Origin of the sequence: Galactobacter sp., assembly GCF_022712295.1 — a bacterium.
Lineage (GTDB): Bacteria > Actinomycetota > Actinomycetes > Actinomycetales > Micrococcaceae > Galactobacter.
In genome coordinates, this window is the sequence record NZ_JALAGT010000088.1 from 12,558 (window position 1) to 27,490 (window position 14,933).

The window sequence follows — 14,933 nt, forward strand, 5'->3', positions numbered from 1 at the left end:
CGAATGGATTGAATCGTTTCATTTCGCGGCAAGGTTCCAAGACCTTGACGGCACAGCTTGAGGGCAAAGGAGACCCGAGCATGACCACACGCACACTCGCTCCCAAGAAGAGCGTGACGGGTTGGAAGGCGACGATCGCAGTCGCCATGTCCAACTACATCGAGGCCGGCGCCATCATCGCCATCGCCACCTCATCCACCGCCTGGCAGAACGAATTCGGTTTCGGAGACGGCGCACTCGGCCTGCTGGCCGCGCTCTCCGCCAACGCCTTCGGCGCAGCCATCGGTGCAGCGATCGGCGGGCCGCTCTGCGATCGCTACGGTCGCAAGTTCATCTACACCTACGACCTACTGCTGTTCCTTCTCGGTTCACTGGTCGTGACCTTCAGCTTCAACTTCAGCGCACTGCTGGTGGGCGTCGTCATGATGGGCATCGCGGTGGGCGCAGGCGTTCCCGCCTCCTGGACCTACATCGCGGAGGAGGCTCCGCACGAAAAGCGGGCAAAACACGTGGGCACAGCCCAGCTCGCCTGGTCCGTCGGCCCCATGATCGGATTCCTTCTGGCCATCCTCGTGGAGCCCCTCGGCCTCTTCGGCAATCGCCTGATCTTCCTGCACCTCGGCGTGATCGCCGCCATCACCTGGTGGGTCCGCCGTGGCCTGCCCGAGTCCCGGCGCTGGAAGGAACAGCGCGAGTCCGAGCTCGCCTCCGGCATCAAGGTGAATTTCTTCTCCGGCATCATCGGCCTGTTCAAGAACCCCAAGAACCTGCTGCCGCTGCTCTTCCTCTTCGGCGTGTACGCGCTGTGGAACATGGTGGCCGGTCAGGCCGGGATCTTCCAGCCGCGCGTCTACTCCGCGGCCGGTCTCGAGGATGCCACCGCACAGAACTGGTTGCAGGTCCTGGTGTGGGGCTGCACGGTGCTTGCCACCTACTTCGGCTTCATGCTGCTGGCAGACAAGGTCTCCCGCCGCTGGCTGTACTTCGGCGGAGCCGCTCTGGGCGTCGCGGCATGGATCGTGCTGATCTACGCGGAGCCGGGCATGACCTCCATGCTGATCTTCGCCATCGGCTGGGGTATCTCCTCCGGTGTGGGCGCTCAGGCCTTCTACGGTCTTTGGGCCTCCGAGCTCTTCGCCACCAAGTACCGGGCCAGTGCGCAGGGCGTCCTGTTCTTCGCCGCCCGCGTCATGGTCGGCCTGCTCAGCTCCGTCTTCCCCGTCCTGCTGGGTACCATCGGCCTGGCCAAGCTGGGCTACCTGATCGTGGGCCTGCTGATCCTCGCGATGCTGATCGGCACCATCTTCGCCCCCCGGACCCAGGGCAAGACCCTGGAGCAGATCGAGGCCGAGCGCTACGGCGAGAAGGCATCGGCATGAGCGACTCGAACCGCGTGATGTTCCGTTTCCAGGTCCGCCCTGAGCTCCTGGACGAATATCGCGAGGCACACGCCGCCGTGTGGCCGCAGATGCTGGAGGCTCTCAAGGCCGCCGGCTGGAACAACTACTCCATCTTCACGGCACCCGACGGGCTCGTGGTCGGCTACGCCGAGGTGGACGATCTCGCCGCCACGGAGGCCGCCATGGGCGCCACCGAGATCAACGCCCGCTGGCAGGAGAGCATGGGCCGCTTCTTCGCGGACTCCGGACCGGACGAGGACATGGACCGCCTGGACGAGGCCTTCCACCTCGAGACCCAGCTGGACGCAGCACGTGAGACGGCCGAAAACCTCGGCGGCAACGGACAGATCAAGCAGAACCAGAAAGTGAAGTGAGCAAAGATGACGAACTTCAATGACATCACCCCCGTCCTGGATCGCCTTGCGATCGAGGTGCCCTCCTGGGCCTACGGCAACTCCGGAACCCGCTTCCGCGTCTTCGGTACCCCCGGTACCCCGCGCAGCGTCGAGGAGAAGATCACGGACGCCGCCCAGGTGCACAAGTTCACCGGTCTGGCGCCGAAGGTGGCCATTCACATCCCGTGGGACAAGGTCGATGACTACGCAGCACTGTCCGCCTACGCGCAGGACCAGGGAGTCGAGCTCGGAACGGTCAACTCCAACACCTTCCAGGACGACGCCTACAAGCTGGGTTCCCTGACCCACTCGGACGCCTCCGTGCGTGCCAAGGCCATCGACCACCACCTCGAGTGCATCGACATCATGCGCGCCACCGGATCCCAGGACCTGAAGATCTGGTTGGCCGACGGCACCAACTACCCGGGTCAGGGCGACATCCGTTCTCGTCAGGACTGGCTGCACGAGGGACTCCAGAAGATCTACGCCGAGCTGGACGATGACCAGCGCATGGTGCTGGAGTACAAGTTCTTCGAGCCGGCGTTCTACCACACGGACGTCCCGGACTGGGGCACCTCCTACGCCCATGTGAACGCCCTCGGTGAGAAGGCCTTCGTCTGCCTGGACACGGGCCATCACGCCCCCGGCACCAACATCGAGTTCATCGTGGCGCAGCTGCTGCGGCTCGGGAAGCTGGGCTCCTTCGACTTCAACTCCCGTTTCTACGCCGATGACGACCTGATCGTGGGCGCGGCCGACCCGTTCCAGCTCTTCCGCATCATGGCGGAGGTTCACCGCGGTGGCGGCTTGGACGTGGACTCGCCGGTGTCGCTGATGTTGGATCAGTGCCACAACATCGAGGAGAAGATCCCGGGCCAGATCCGGTCGGTGCTCAACGTCCAGGAGATGACGGCGCGTGCGCTGCTCGTGGACCGCGAGGCCCTCACCGCCGCGCAACAGGCCGGCGACGTGCTGGGAGCCAACGCCATCCTGATGGATGCCTTCTACACGGACGTTCGCGGCGACCTCGCGGCCTGGCGCGAGTCCCGTGGATTGCCTGCCGACCCGATGAAGGCCTACGCAGAGTCCGGCTACCAGGAGCGCATCAACGCCGAGCGCGTTGGTGGCTCCCAGTCCTCCTGGGGCGCCTGAGCGCCCTCGCCCGCAGCGCGATGCCCGACGGGTGGGCACCAACCGGTGCCCACCCGTCGGGCCGCGCCACTCACCTTTCACATCGCGGCCGTGACGGCGGCCGCAGCGTCAGTACCCAGACACGTAAGGACATGTCATGGCCGAGCCAGCCATTCACCCCACCGCCCAGGAACTCCTGGACCGTTCCCACCGCCTCGGGGCGGACCCCACCAACACCAACTATGCAGGCGGCAACACGTCCGCCAAGGGCATCACCACCGACCCGGTCACGGGTGAGGACGTGGAACTGATGTGGGTGAAGGGCTCCGGCGGTGACCTCGGCACCCTGAAGCCCGAGGGCCTGGCCGTGCTGCGCGTGGATCGCCTGCGGGCGCTGAAGAACGTCTACCCGGGAGTCGATCGCGAGGACGAGATGGTCGCAGCGTTCGACCACACCCTCTTTGGCCACGGCGGCGCAGCCCCCTCCGTCGACACCGCCATGCACGGGTTGGTGGACGCGAACCATGTGGATCATCTGCACCCCGACTCCGGGATCGCCATCGCGACCGCAGTGGACGGCGAGGAACTGACCAAGACCATCTTCGGTGGCAAGGTCGCGTGGGTCCCGTGGCGTCGCCCCGGCTTCCAGCTTGGCCTGGACATCTCCGAGATCAAGGCTGCCAACCCTGACGTCATCGGTGCCATCCTTGGCGGCCACGGCATCACCGCGTGGGGTGAGACCAGCGACGAGGCCGAGGCCAACTCGTTGTGGATCATCAAGACCGCAGCCGAGTACATCGAGGCCAACTCCAAGGCCCGGCCGTTCGGCGCAGCACTGGCCGGCTTCGAAGCACTGCCGGAGGACGAGCGGCGGGCCAAGGCGGCGGCTCTGGCCCCGCACCTGCGCAACATCGCCTCCCACGACCACCCCATGGTGGGCCACTTCAACGACGACGCTGCGGTGCTGGACTTCCTGGCCTCCACCGAGCACCCCCGTCTGGCCGAGTTGGGCACGTCCTGCCCCGATCACTTCCTGCGCACCAAGGTCAAGCCGCTGGTGGTGAACCTGCCCTCCTCCGCCACCGTGGAGGAGATCGTGGAGGCGCTCCCGGCGCTGCACGAGGCCTACCGTGCCGACTACGCCGCCTACTACGAGCGTTACGCCACCGCTGATTCCCCGGCCATGCGTGGTGCCGACCCGCTGATCATCCTGGTGCCCGGCGTCGGCATGTTCTCCTACGGTGCAGACAAGTCCACCGCCCGCGTGGCAGGCGAGTTCTACGTCAACGCGATCAACGTGATGCGTGGCGCGGAGGGTCTGTCCACCTACGCGCCCATCGACGAGGAGCAGAAGTTCCGCATCGAGTACTGGGCGTTGGAGGAAGCCAAGCTGGCGCGCAAGCCCAAGCCCAAGCCGTTGGCCACGCGTATCGCGTTCGTGACCGGCGCAGCAAGCGGCATCGGCAAGGCCATCACCACCCGTCTGGTGGCGGAGGGTGCCTGCGTGGTCATCGCGGACCTGGACCGTGAGAAGGCGCAGGCCGTGGCCGCCGAACTGGGCTCCACCGACGTCGCCGTCGGCGTTGCAGCCAACGTGGCGGACGAGGCCGCGGTGAAGGCTGCCCTGGACGAGGCCGTACTGGCCTTCGGCGGACTGGACCTGATCGTGAACAACGCCGGTCTGTCCCTGTCCAAGTCCCTCTTCGAGACCACGGAGGCCGACTGGGACCTGCAGCACAACGTCATGGCGAAGGGGTCCTTCCTGGTCTCCAAGAACGCGGCGCAGATCCTGGTGGACCAGGGTCTTGGCGGGGACATCATCTACATCTCCTCCAAGAACTCGGTCTTCGCCGGTCCCAACAACATCGCCTACTCCGCCACCAAGGCGGACCAGGCCCACCAGGTGCGCCTGCTGGCCGCCGAGTTGGGTGCCTATGGCGTGCGTGTCAACGGCATCAACCCTGACGGCGTGGTCCGGGGTTCCGGCATCTTCGCGTCCGGCTGGGGCGCCAACCGTGCCAAGACCTACGGCGTGGAGGAAGAGGATCTGGGCAAGTTCTACGCCCAGCGCACCATCCTCAAGCGTGAGGTTGTCCCGGAGAACGTCGCCAACGCGGTCTACGCGCTGTGCACCTCCGACTTCTCCCACACCACCGGGCTGCACGTCCCCGTGGACGCCGGCGTCGCGGCGGCCTTCCTGCGATGAGTTCTCAGCAGGTCGCGGCGGTCGACCTCGGCGCCACCAGCGGTCGGGTGATCCTGGGTGGTGTCGAGGGCGGCCGGATCCGCTTGAGTCACGTTGCCCGCTTCCCCAACCACATCATCCCCCTGCATGAGGGGGAGGCCGAGGGGCTGCACTGGGACCTGCCGGAACTGTTTCGGAACGCGGCGGCCGGCCTGGCCGCCGCGTTCCGGACGGGGTCGGATGTGGTCTCCGTCGGGATCGATTCCTGGGCGGTGGACTACGCGCTGATGCGTTCCGGTCGTGTTCTCGGGTTGCCGTACAACTATCGGGATGCCCGCACGGGCGCCGGTGTGGCCTCCGTGCACGCCGACGTGGACGCGGCGTCGCTGTACCGGGCCAACGGCCTGCAGCATCTTGATTTCAACACCCTGTTCCAATTGCGGGTCGACGCCCTCAACGGGGTGTTGTCGCTGGCCGATTCTGCTCTGATGGTGCCGGATCTGTTGGGCTATTGGCTCACGGGGGAAAGCCGTACCGAGATCACCAACGCCTCCACCACGGGGCTGTTGGATCCGCGCACCGGGCAGTGGTCCACCGCATTGTTCGACGCATTGGGATTGGATCACGGTCTCTTCGCGCCTTTGGTGCGCCCCGGTGAGCGGGTGGGAACCCTGCTCCCCGGCGTCGCCGAACGCGTCGGGGCCCCGTCCGGAGTCCCCCTGGTCGCGGTCGGGTCGCACGACACCGCCTCCGCCGTGGTCGGGGTCCCGATGACCTCCCGCAACAGCGCCTTCATCTCCTCCGGCACCTGGTCCCTGGTGGGGCAGGAACTGGATGCTCCGGTCATCACCGAGGCCTCCAGGGAAGCCAACTTCACCAATGAGGGTGGCGTGGACGGGCGGACGCGGTTCCTGAAGAACGTCTCCGGGCTGTGGATCCTGACGGAGTCCATGAAGCAGTGGGAGCTCGAGGACGGCGTGGCCGCCACGGGTGAACAGCGCAGCTCCGACCTGCAGTCGCTGTTGGCGGCCGCGGGGGCAGTGACCGCGGACGTCGCTGTGTTCGATGCGGCCGATGCCCGCTTCGTTCCTCCGGGGGACATGCCCTCGAGAATCGCCTCCTGGTGCGAGGAACACGGGCAGAGTGCTCCCCGCACGCGTCCGGAGTTCGTGCTCTCCATCCTCCGCTCCCTTGCCTCCGCGTATGCGGAGACACTCTCCGAGGCAACGAGGCTCTCCGGGGTGCCCGTGGAGACCGTGCACGTGGTGGGCGGTGGTTCGCAGAACGTCCTGTTGTGTCAGCTCACTGCGGATGCCACCGGATTGCCGGTCGTGGCCGGACCTGTGGAGGCCACGGCCATCGGCAACGTCCTGGTCCAGACCCGTGCCGCGGGTCTGACGCCGGGATCCTTGGAGGATCTGCGCTCCTTGGTGATCGATTCCTTCGAGACGGTGACCTACCTGCCGCGCTGAGTCTGCGACCGGGTGAGTCCCGGTCCGAGCCGGCCGTTCACGAGCCCGGGTTGACGGTGGAATTGCGCACCGTCAACCCGGGCTCGAACAGTTGGTGAGGGTTGTCATCCAGGTGACCACCCAGCAGCATCTCCACGGCGGCCTCGCCGATCTCCTCGGCCGGCTGATGGATGGAGGTCAACGGGATCTGCAGCATCTCGGCGTAGGGGATGTCGTCGTAGCCCACCACGGCGATGTCCTCGGGGATGCTGAACCCGCCGTGGGCCTGGACGGCACGCATGAAGCCGATGGCCAGAAGGTCGTTGGCTGCAAAGACGGCATCCGGTGGGGTGCCGAGCAGGAGCTTGGAGCCCGCAGCGAGCCCGTCCTCGATGCCCAGGTGCTCGGTGTTGACGACCCGTAGGTGTGCCCCCGGAACGGCCTGGACCGCTTCGCGTGCCCCGTCGGTGCGGTCACGGACCTGCGGAATGGAGTCCGGACCTCCCAGGAACAGGAGGTCGCGGCGGCCCAGGCTCAACAGGTGTTCCACCGCGAGACGGGCGCCGAGCCGATCGTCGACGGAGACCGAGGAGAGCCCTGGGATCTCTCCGGGGGACTGGTCCACCAGAACGGTGGGTAACTTGCGGGCGGCCAAGGCCGTGAGATGGTCGGCAGACGTGCTGACCGGGGTGATGAGGATGCCAGCCACCTGCTGCTGCATGAACAGGTCGAGGTATGCGTCCTCGCGTTCCGCCGATCCGTCGGTGTTGCCGAGCACCACGGTGTACCCATGGCTCAGCGCGGCCCGATCGGCGCCACGCGCCAGATCCATGAAGAACGGGTTGGTGGTGTCCAGGACCAGAAGGCCGATGGAGCGTGAACTGCCGGCACGCAGCTGGCGTGCGGCGTCGTTGCGGACGAAACCGAGGTCCTTGATGGCGGCCTGCACACGTTCGCGGGTTTCCGCTTTGACCCGTTCCGGACGGTTGAGCACGTTGGAGACGGTGCCGAGGGAGACTCCCGCGCGGGCGGCCACCTGTTTGACGCTGACTCTGGGCACCGTCGTCCTCACCTTACGCATCCGAATTGCTTCCTGCTCAAGACTAGCGGCGTTCGGTTGCGGTCACGTGACCGCGGACCGGTGGCTTGGCTGAAGGCAACCCGTGAGAATCACGTATGTGCTTGCCAGCCGAGCGGGCATGGAATAAAACTTGAGTCGGGTGCGCTCAATACAAGTGAACCGGTCATCGGGACCGGTACCAGAACCTCAACCTGGGCCCACCGGCTCAGACCCACACAAGATGGAGTGATGTGAAATGGCCAGCATCTTTGATCCGTTCCGCGAATTCGACCGCGTGGTGCAGGCGGTCCGCCCCGGGAACTCCCCGGAGAAGATGCCCATGGACCTCTACCGCGATGGCGACCGCTACCTGCTCGAAGCCGACCTGCCCGGAATCGACCCGGACAGCGTGGACCTGGACGTGGACGGTCAGCTGCTCACCATCCGTGCCCAGCGCCGCATCGCCGACGCCGGTGAGGTCCAGTGGATCACCCGCGAACGCCGAGACGGTGACTTCGTCCGCCAGCTCAATCTGGGTCAGGGCGTGGACACCGAGAACATCACGGCCCGCTACGACCGTGGCGTCCTCACCGTGACCATCCCGGTGCGCGAATCCGCCAAGCCCCGCAAGATCGCCGTGGCGACCGGCACTCCGGAGACCGTGAAGGCAGCCGAGTCCGCCGAGTCGGAGCAGGTGGAACCAGCCGCCGAGTGACCCGCTGGCCCTCCCACACCGACCGTGTCCGGAGGTACCCACCCGGACCGGGGAGCGAATCTCCGGATCGTGTCGTTGGAGGGCGCCGAGTGCGGAAACCGCGCTCGGGACATCGATGGCCGACGGTCGGCACCCGGTTGGGTGCCGACCGTTGGCCATTCTTGTGCGCCCCGCGTTCCTGCGACCCTCCGGAGTCATCTTTCGCGCTGCGCTGATTCCCTTGCTCTACCCAGGCCACTGGTGTGCGATGGCCCTATGAACATCACCTTGATCGGCGGCCACGGCAAAGTCGCGCTGCTTCTGACCCCTCTGCTCGTGGATGCAGGGCATCAGGTCACGTCGGTGATCCGTGACCCGGCACAGGCCGAGGACATCACCGCCGCGGGGGCGAAGCCCTTGGTGCTCTCGGTGGACGAGGCATCCACCGACGCCCTGGCACACGCCTTCGAGGGCCAGGACGCCATCGTCTGGTCCGCAGGTGCCGGGGGAGGGAGCCCGGCTCGGACCGTCGCCGTTGACCGCGACGCTGCCATCCGCTCGATGGATGCGGCCTCGGCCGCCGGCGTGAAGCGTTACGTCATGGTCAGCTACATGGGCGCAGGACGCGTCAACCGTGTGGACGAGTCCAACTCCTTCTACACGTATCAGGAGGCGAAGCTGGCGGCGGACACTCATCTGCGCACCACGAGCCTGGACTGGACCATCGTGGGGCCGGGAACCCTGACTCTGGGGGAGTCGCCGCACGGAGTGAGCCCGGCGGGGGCTCCAGCCGAGGCCAGGACGGGTGGTCGGGAGACGTCGCGCGCGTTGGTCGCCGAGGTCGTCGCCGCTTCTCTGGCCAACCCTCAAAGCGTGGGGCAGACCCTGGACTTCAGCGACGGGTCACTAGGGCTCGACGAGTGGATCGGGGGCGTGGCCGCCGGGAGGATTCCCGGCGCGCAGGCCTGAGCGGTACGATCGCGCCGACACAGTGCCTGTTGTGGACGGAGACGTTGTCCGGTCCCGACAGGGCGGATAAGGTCGGGCTATGGCACCAGAGCGCCCGTCGGCGCGGCATGACCACAGATCCTCGTCGAGACGTCGTCCCGGGGGAGTGGCGCGACCTCTTGGCGGGGCTCCGAAGTGGCTGCGGATCCTGCTTCCGGCCGTCCTGATCGTGGTGTGGCTGGCCCTGGGCGGGACCGGTGGACCATACTTCGGCAAGGTCAGCGAGGTCTCTTCCAACGACTCGAGCGCTTACCTGCCTGACTCCGCAGAGGCAACTAAGGTACAGGCCCTGCGCGGCGAGTTCGAGGAATCGGATGGGGTCCCCGCCATCCTGGTGTTCGCCAGCGATGACGATCTCACGAAGGATCGGCTGACGGAGCTGGGCGACGCGTTGGACAGCGCCGTCGGCGCGACCGCTGGTGTCGATGAGGGCTCCCCGATCGTTCCATCGGACGACGGCCGCGCTGCTCAAGCCTTCGTCTCGATCGCGGCCGACGCGGACGTCGGGGACGTGGTCTCCGACTTGCGGGCTTTGCTGCGGGACTCGCTCCCGGACGGCGTTCAGAGCTACATCACCGGGCCCGCGGGCTTCAGCGCGGATCTGAGTGCTGCGTTCTCAGGGATCGACGGACTGCTGCTCGGTGTGGCGCTCGCAGCCGTGCTCGTCATCCTGATCGTGGTCTACCGGTCCTTCCTCTTGCCGATCGCCGTCCTCGGCACCAGCATGTTCGCGCTGTGCGCCGCGCTGTTCGTGGTGTGGTGGTTGGCCAAATGGGACATCCTGCTCCTGAGCGGACAGACCCAGGGGATCCTCTTCATCCTCGTGATCGGCGCCGCCACCGATTACTCCCTGCTGCTCGTGGCCCGTTTCCGTGAGGAACTGAGGTTCAGCCAGGACAAGTGGGCCGCCGTGTGGAAGGCGGTACGCGGCTCGTTCGAACCCATCGTGGCCTCTGGCGCCACGGTGATTGCCGGGCTGCTGTGTCTGTTGTTGAGCGATCTCAAGTCCAACAGCACCCTGGGGCCGGTCGCCGCGATCGGCATCGCGTTCGCGATGCTCTCGGCGCTCACGTTCCTCCCCGCCGTGCTGTTCTGCTTCGGTCGGGCCGCCTTCTGGCCGCGGATGCCCGCGCTCCAGAGCCCGACGACGCGCGGTTCCGGTGACATCTCCGGTGAGGGATTCTGGGCCAGGTGGCAGGGCGGGATCCGTCGGCGTCCGCGTAGGACCTGGATCATCACTGCAGCACTGTTGTTGCTCGGTGGGCTCGGGATCTTGCAGCTGAACGCCTCGGGTGTGGCTCAATCCGATCTGGTACTCGGGACCTCGCAGGCACGCGACGGGCAGGAGGCCCTCGAGAAGCACTTCCCGGGAGGCAGCGGGAGCCCGGCGCTCGTCATCGTAGACCAGGAGCAGAGCGTGGAAGCTGCCGGCACCTTGCTGGAGAACTCTGGAGTGGAAGCGGTCTCGGTCGTCTCCTCGGCATCCCGGAGCGGAACCACGGCGATCACCGAGCAGACCTTGGAAGGCGCAGCCGGTTCGACCGACCTGGGAGTGGATCACACGGTGGTCCAGGGCAAGGTGCTGCTGGAGGCCACCTTGTCCGATGCCGCGGACTCCGACGCCGCAGGGTACACCGTTCGTGACCTGCGTCAGTCGCTGGCGGAGAGCGCATCGAGCGCCATGGTGGGAGGGGTGACGGCCACCGCCGTGGACACCAACACTGCCTCCATCCACGACCGCACGCTGATCATCCCGGTGGTGCTCGCGGTGATCACGCTGATCCTGATGCTTCTGTTGCGCGCGGTGGTGGCGCCGCTGATGCTGCTGCTGACCACCGTGTTGTCCTTCGCAACGGCCATGGGTGTCTCGGCACTGGTCTTCAACGACCTGTTCGGGTTCCCCGGAGCGGATCCGGCCGTTCCGTTGTTCGGCTTCGTCTTCCTCGTGGCCCTGGGCGTGGACTACAACATCTTCCTGATGAGCCGTGTCCGGGAGGAAGCCCTGGTCCATGGCACCCACGATGGCCTCTTCCGTGGGAGCGTGGTCACCGGCGGTGTCATCACCTCGGCAGGCCTGGTCCTGGCCGCGACCTTCGCGGCGCTCGCCGTGCTCCCGATCCTGTTCCTGGTGCAGCTGGCCGTGACCGTGGCCTTCGGTGTCCTGCTGGACACCTTTGTGGTGCGCACCCTGCTGGTGCCGGCACTGGGGTACGACCTCGGGCGTTCCCTGTGGTGGCCCGCGAAGCTGTCGCGTGAACCGAAGGCCCCTGCGAAGAGCCGGTGACGCGAGCCGGGCCGGGGTTCAGTCGGTGAAGGCCGGTGCCACGGAGGCAGATATCCCCGGCTGGAACGTACAGGAGAAGCGGTGCACTCCCGCCCCGACCTCCCGGGCTGCCGAACCGTCGGGCAAGAGGACCTCTTCTCGGGTGGAGGCCGGGACGGTGACGGTCAGGGCGAACTCACTGTCTTCCAACGTCCACGAGACCTCGGCAGGGCCGTAGGGGTCTCGTGGGTGGCCCTGGCCCAGGCCAGTTCCGGCGTGGGAAGCGGGGCAACGCGGAGCTTCCGGTACCCGGGCTCGGCAGGGGCCAGCCTGCCGACGCGCCGATGCAGGAAGTCGGCCACGGCCCCGAAGGCGTAGTGGTTGAAGGAGGTCATCTCTCCTGGGTTGGGACCCTGAACGGGATGGGTCCGGCCATCGAGCCCGGATCGCTGGCCGGCGCCGTACGGTGTGCGCACCAGCGCTCAGGTGTCCCCGTCCTGGTGACCGAGCACGGTATGCAATCGGACGACGACGGGCTCCGGGAGGACTTCATCCCGGCCGCGCTCGCGGCGCTAGCGGAGGAGACCGCCCCGGGGCACGCTCGTGCTCGGCTATTGCCACTGGACCCTCATGAACAACTTCGAGTGGATCTTCGGTTACCGGCCGAAGCTGGGGTTGGCCTCGGTGGATCGAACCAGTTTCCGGCGGACCCTCAAGCCCAGTGCGGTGCGTATGCGGCCGCTGTCAGGGAGGATCGCGCCGCCCGCGTGTGAACCCGCCCATGTGAACGGTGAAAAGCCACAGTGACGGGGCCGACTGACCGGTCGGCACCGTCGTTGTGGCTTCTTGCCGTATTCCCGTCACCGACGCGAGAGAATGGGGACCATGCCCCAGACCCACAACCCCATCGACGGCACCACGCTCTCCTTCGACCTGACCCCGGCTAAATCGGCGGCCGGCGGCGAGGACTCACCGGCCATCGTCTGGTTGCACGGTTCGGCGCTCTCCCGTGTGCCGTGGCGGGGTTTGAGCTACATGTCCGCGTTCCCTGGGCACAAGCACCTTCGACCGGATGCCCGCGGACACGGCCGCAGCGACAAACCCCATGAAGCGGAGTCCTATCGCCCGGAGCTGATGGTCTCCGACGTGCTCGCCTGCATGGATGCCGTGGGAATCAAGTGCGCCATCATCGTGGGCTATTCGATGGGCGCGCGAGTGGCCTGGCAGCTGGTGGAACAGCACCCGGAGCGGGTCATCGCCTTTGCGGCGCTGGGCGGCTCGCACCGCGCGCAGCAGGCGGAGGAGATCGAACACATCTTCTTCCCCGGCTACCTCGACGTCCTGGAACAGGGGGACATCGACGGGTTCGTGAGGGGATTCGGTCCCGGTCTGGACACCAACACTGCCGCGGCCTTCAGACGCAACGACCCATTGGCACTGGCGGCGTGGTTCCGTGCGACGTCCACCTATGACACGGGGATGCCTGACCTCGCCGTGCGCAAGGTCCGGCAGCCGGCGCTACTGGTGGCGGGTACGCGCGACGAACAGCGCTACCAGGACTCGCTCGACGCCGTGCGACTGTTGCCGCACGGGCGTTTCCTCGGCCTGCCAGGCGCGACCCACTCGGCCACGCTGGCCCGGGCGCCGGAGGTCCTGAAAGGCCTTGCTCCGTTCGTGGAGACGGTCTCCGGACGCTGATGGCGCTCGCCGCGGCGGCCGCCGGGCAGGAATGGGTCGCCGAGTTCCCCTGGCTGAACACCAGGACGCACCGCATTACCGACACGCACCGTCTTTCTCGGTAGCTGGTGCCGGACTGTGCAGGCGATGGCAAGGACACCTGGTGCTGCGACGCCAATGGCAACTACGACTTCAGCGGCGGTGCCGCAGGCGGCCGGGTGGAAGATCACCGCTGGCGGTCCGATGTCGTCCGGGGGTGCTACTACAGGTGCAGGCACATACAGAAGGCCAGGGCGGCTCGGGTCGGAGCACGCACCTGGCCTTCGAGTACGGGGAAAGTGTGCACCCCGCGCAATAGATGTTGGGCCGGTCAGCCCGTGAAGGTGGATTTCCCGGTCACCGAGCGTCCGATCAGCAGCGCCTGCACCGTCTCCGTTCCCTCGTAGGTGTGCAGCGCCTCCACATCCGCGAAGTGCCGTGCGGCGCGGTTGCCGATCAGGATGCCGTTGCCACCCAGCAGGTCGCGGGCGTTCGCGGCGATGGAACGTGCCGCGCGGGTGGAGGAGTACTTCGCCAGCGACGCCTGCGGCCCGGTCAAGGCACCGGCTGCCTCCAGGCGTTCGCAATGACGTGCAAGCAGCTGGATCTGCACCATCTCTGACTGCATGCGGGCCAGGCGTTCGTTCACGATCTGCGATGAGGCGAGAGGGCGGCCGAACTGTTCACGCTGCTTGGCGTACGCCACGGCGGTCTCGTAGGCACCCATCGCTGCACCCACAGCGGACCAGGCAACGCCGAGGCGGGTCGCGAAAAGCACCTGCGAGGTGTCCTTGAAGGAACGCGCATCGGCCAGCAACGCGTCGTCGGGCACAAACATGTTCTTCAGGGTGATGTGGGCCTGCCAGATGGCGCGCAGCGCCAGCTTGCCCGTGATTGTCTCCGCCGAGTAACCGGGGGAGGCCTGGTCCACCACGAAGCCGCGCACGTCGCCGTCGTCGTCCCTGGCCCAGACCACGGAGGCCGCCTCGAGTCCCAGCTGAGGTCCGAGCGAACCGTTGCCGATCCACTTCTTCTCACCGTTGAGTACCCATCCGCCGCTCACCCGGGTGGCGCGGGTCCCGAGCCCCACGGAGTCGGAGCCGTGGGTGGGTTCGGTGAGTGCGAAGGCGCCGGGGAGTTCACCGGTCGCCATGGGGCGGGCCCAGCGTTCCACCTGCTCCTGCGAGCCCTTGTCGGCCACGGACCGCAGCGCAAGGGCGCCCTGGACACCGACGATGGTGGCGACCGAGGCGTCCACGCGCGCCAATTCCATGTTCACCAGGCCGGCGGCCAGGCGGGACTGGTGTGGGAAACCATCCAGGTTCACGCCGTCGCGCAGCAGGTCGAGTTCGCCGAGGCGGCGCACCAGCTGCAGGGGGTAATCGGCGCGGTCCCAGTAGTCGTCGATGATGGGGGCCACCTCGGTGAGTGAGAACTCCCTGGCGCGCTGCCGGTACTCGGCGTCCTCGTCCGGCACGTCGGCGAAAACCCCGGCCGGGTCCACATCCACCGCGTGCTCGCCGCGCCCGTAGAGCTCGTACTCGGGCTCGGTCACGCCGTCGGGGAAGGTCTCGTTGTATTGGCTCTGCTGGTCCTGCGTCATGACGTCTCCTCTGCGCGTCGCGATTAC

At 67.0% G+C, this 14,933-nt stretch carries 12 protein-coding genes and 1 pseudogene; 10 read left to right on the forward strand and 3 right to left on the reverse strand.

The window, feature by feature from the left end; translation table 11 throughout:
• Positions 1-80 precede the first annotated feature (80 nt).
• The 5 genes from Q0A15_RS06715 (at position 81) to Q0A15_RS06735 (ending at position 6,583) form a co-directional block, all read left to right on the forward strand.
• Positions 81-1,379 (forward strand): MFS transporter, encoded by a 1,299-nt coding sequence (locus Q0A15_RS06715; RefSeq protein WP_291278755.1) that lies wholly within the window; start codon positions 81-83, stop codon positions 1,377-1,379.
• Complete coding sequence (locus Q0A15_RS06720) at positions 1,376-1,774, forward strand: L-rhamnose mutarotase (protein WP_291278756.1); 399 nt, start codon at positions 1,376-1,378, stop codon at positions 1,772-1,774. The genes Q0A15_RS06715 and Q0A15_RS06720 overlap by 4 nt, the downstream gene beginning before the upstream one ends.
• A 6-nt stretch (positions 1,775-1,780) precedes the next feature.
• On the forward strand, positions 1,781-2,947 hold the full coding sequence (gene rhaI / locus Q0A15_RS06725; RefSeq protein ID WP_291278757.1) for an L-rhamnose isomerase: 1,167 nt from the start codon (positions 1,781-1,783) through the stop codon (positions 2,945-2,947).
• Between the two features lie 136 nt (positions 2,948-3,083).
• Positions 3,084-5,132, forward strand: a complete 2,049-nt coding sequence (locus tag Q0A15_RS06730; RefSeq protein ID WP_291278758.1) for a bifunctional aldolase/short-chain dehydrogenase — start codon at positions 3,084-3,086, stop codon at positions 5,130-5,132.
• Positions 5,129-6,583, forward strand: a complete 1,455-nt coding sequence (locus Q0A15_RS06735; RefSeq protein ID WP_291278759.1) for a rhamnulokinase family protein — start codon at positions 5,129-5,131, stop codon at positions 6,581-6,583. The genes Q0A15_RS06730 and Q0A15_RS06735 overlap by 4 nt, the downstream gene beginning before the upstream one ends.
• Before the next feature lie 37 nt (positions 6,584-6,620).
• Here the strand turns inward: Q0A15_RS06735 and Q0A15_RS06740 are convergent, their stop codons facing one another.
• A complete protein-coding gene (locus Q0A15_RS06740) occupies positions 6,621-7,622 on the reverse strand; it encodes a LacI family DNA-binding transcriptional regulator (RefSeq protein WP_291278760.1) in 1,002 nt (333 codons plus the stop codon).
• Positions 7,623-7,878: 256 nt separating this feature from the next.
• On the opposite strand from Q0A15_RS06740, the gene Q0A15_RS06745 reads away from it, so the two are divergent.
• From Q0A15_RS06745 to Q0A15_RS06755, 3 genes are all read left to right on the forward strand, one after another.
• Entirely contained in the window at positions 7,879-8,337 is a 459-nt protein-coding gene (locus Q0A15_RS06745) for an Hsp20/alpha crystallin family protein (protein ID WP_291278761.1), read from the forward strand.
• Positions 8,338-8,592: 255 nt separating this feature from the next.
• Positions 8,593-9,285 carry an SDR family oxidoreductase gene (locus Q0A15_RS06750; RefSeq protein ID WP_291278762.1) on the forward strand — a complete coding sequence of 231 codons (693 nt, stop codon included), beginning with the start codon at positions 8,593-8,595 and terminating at the stop codon, positions 9,283-9,285.
• Between the two features lie 145 nt (positions 9,286-9,430).
• Positions 9,431-11,608, forward strand: coding sequence for an efflux RND transporter permease subunit (locus Q0A15_RS06755; protein ID WP_291278763.1), 2,178 nt, complete (start codon positions 9,431-9,433; stop codon positions 11,606-11,608).
• A gap of 18 nt (positions 11,609-11,626) precedes the next feature.
• Here Q0A15_RS06755 and Q0A15_RS15020 read toward each other — a convergent pair.
• Positions 11,627-11,982, reverse strand: a pseudogene (locus tag Q0A15_RS15020) (alpha-L-rhamnosidase C-terminal domain-containing protein).
• Between the two features lie 208 nt (positions 11,983-12,190).
• On the opposite strand from Q0A15_RS15020, the gene Q0A15_RS15025 reads away from it, so the two are divergent.
• Both Q0A15_RS15025 and Q0A15_RS06770 read left to right on the forward strand, forming a co-directional pair.
• Positions 12,191-12,394, forward strand: a complete 204-nt coding sequence (locus Q0A15_RS15025) for a family 1 glycosylhydrolase (RefSeq protein WP_367273363.1) — start codon at positions 12,191-12,193, stop codon at positions 12,392-12,394.
• 78 nt (positions 12,395-12,472) lie between these two features.
• The gene (locus Q0A15_RS06770) at positions 12,473-13,285 is read left to right on the forward strand and encodes an alpha/beta fold hydrolase (RefSeq protein ID WP_276784225.1); all 813 of its coding nucleotides are present in this window, start codon (positions 12,473-12,475) and stop codon (positions 13,283-13,285) included.
• A gap of 349 nt (positions 13,286-13,634) precedes the next feature.
• Here Q0A15_RS06770 and Q0A15_RS06775 read toward each other — a convergent pair whose 3' ends face one another.
• Positions 13,635-14,906 (reverse strand): acyl-CoA dehydrogenase family protein, encoded by a 1,272-nt coding sequence (locus Q0A15_RS06775; protein WP_276784227.1) that lies wholly within the window; start codon positions 14,904-14,906, stop codon positions 13,635-13,637.
• Between the last annotated feature and the right edge of the window lie 27 nt (positions 14,907-14,933).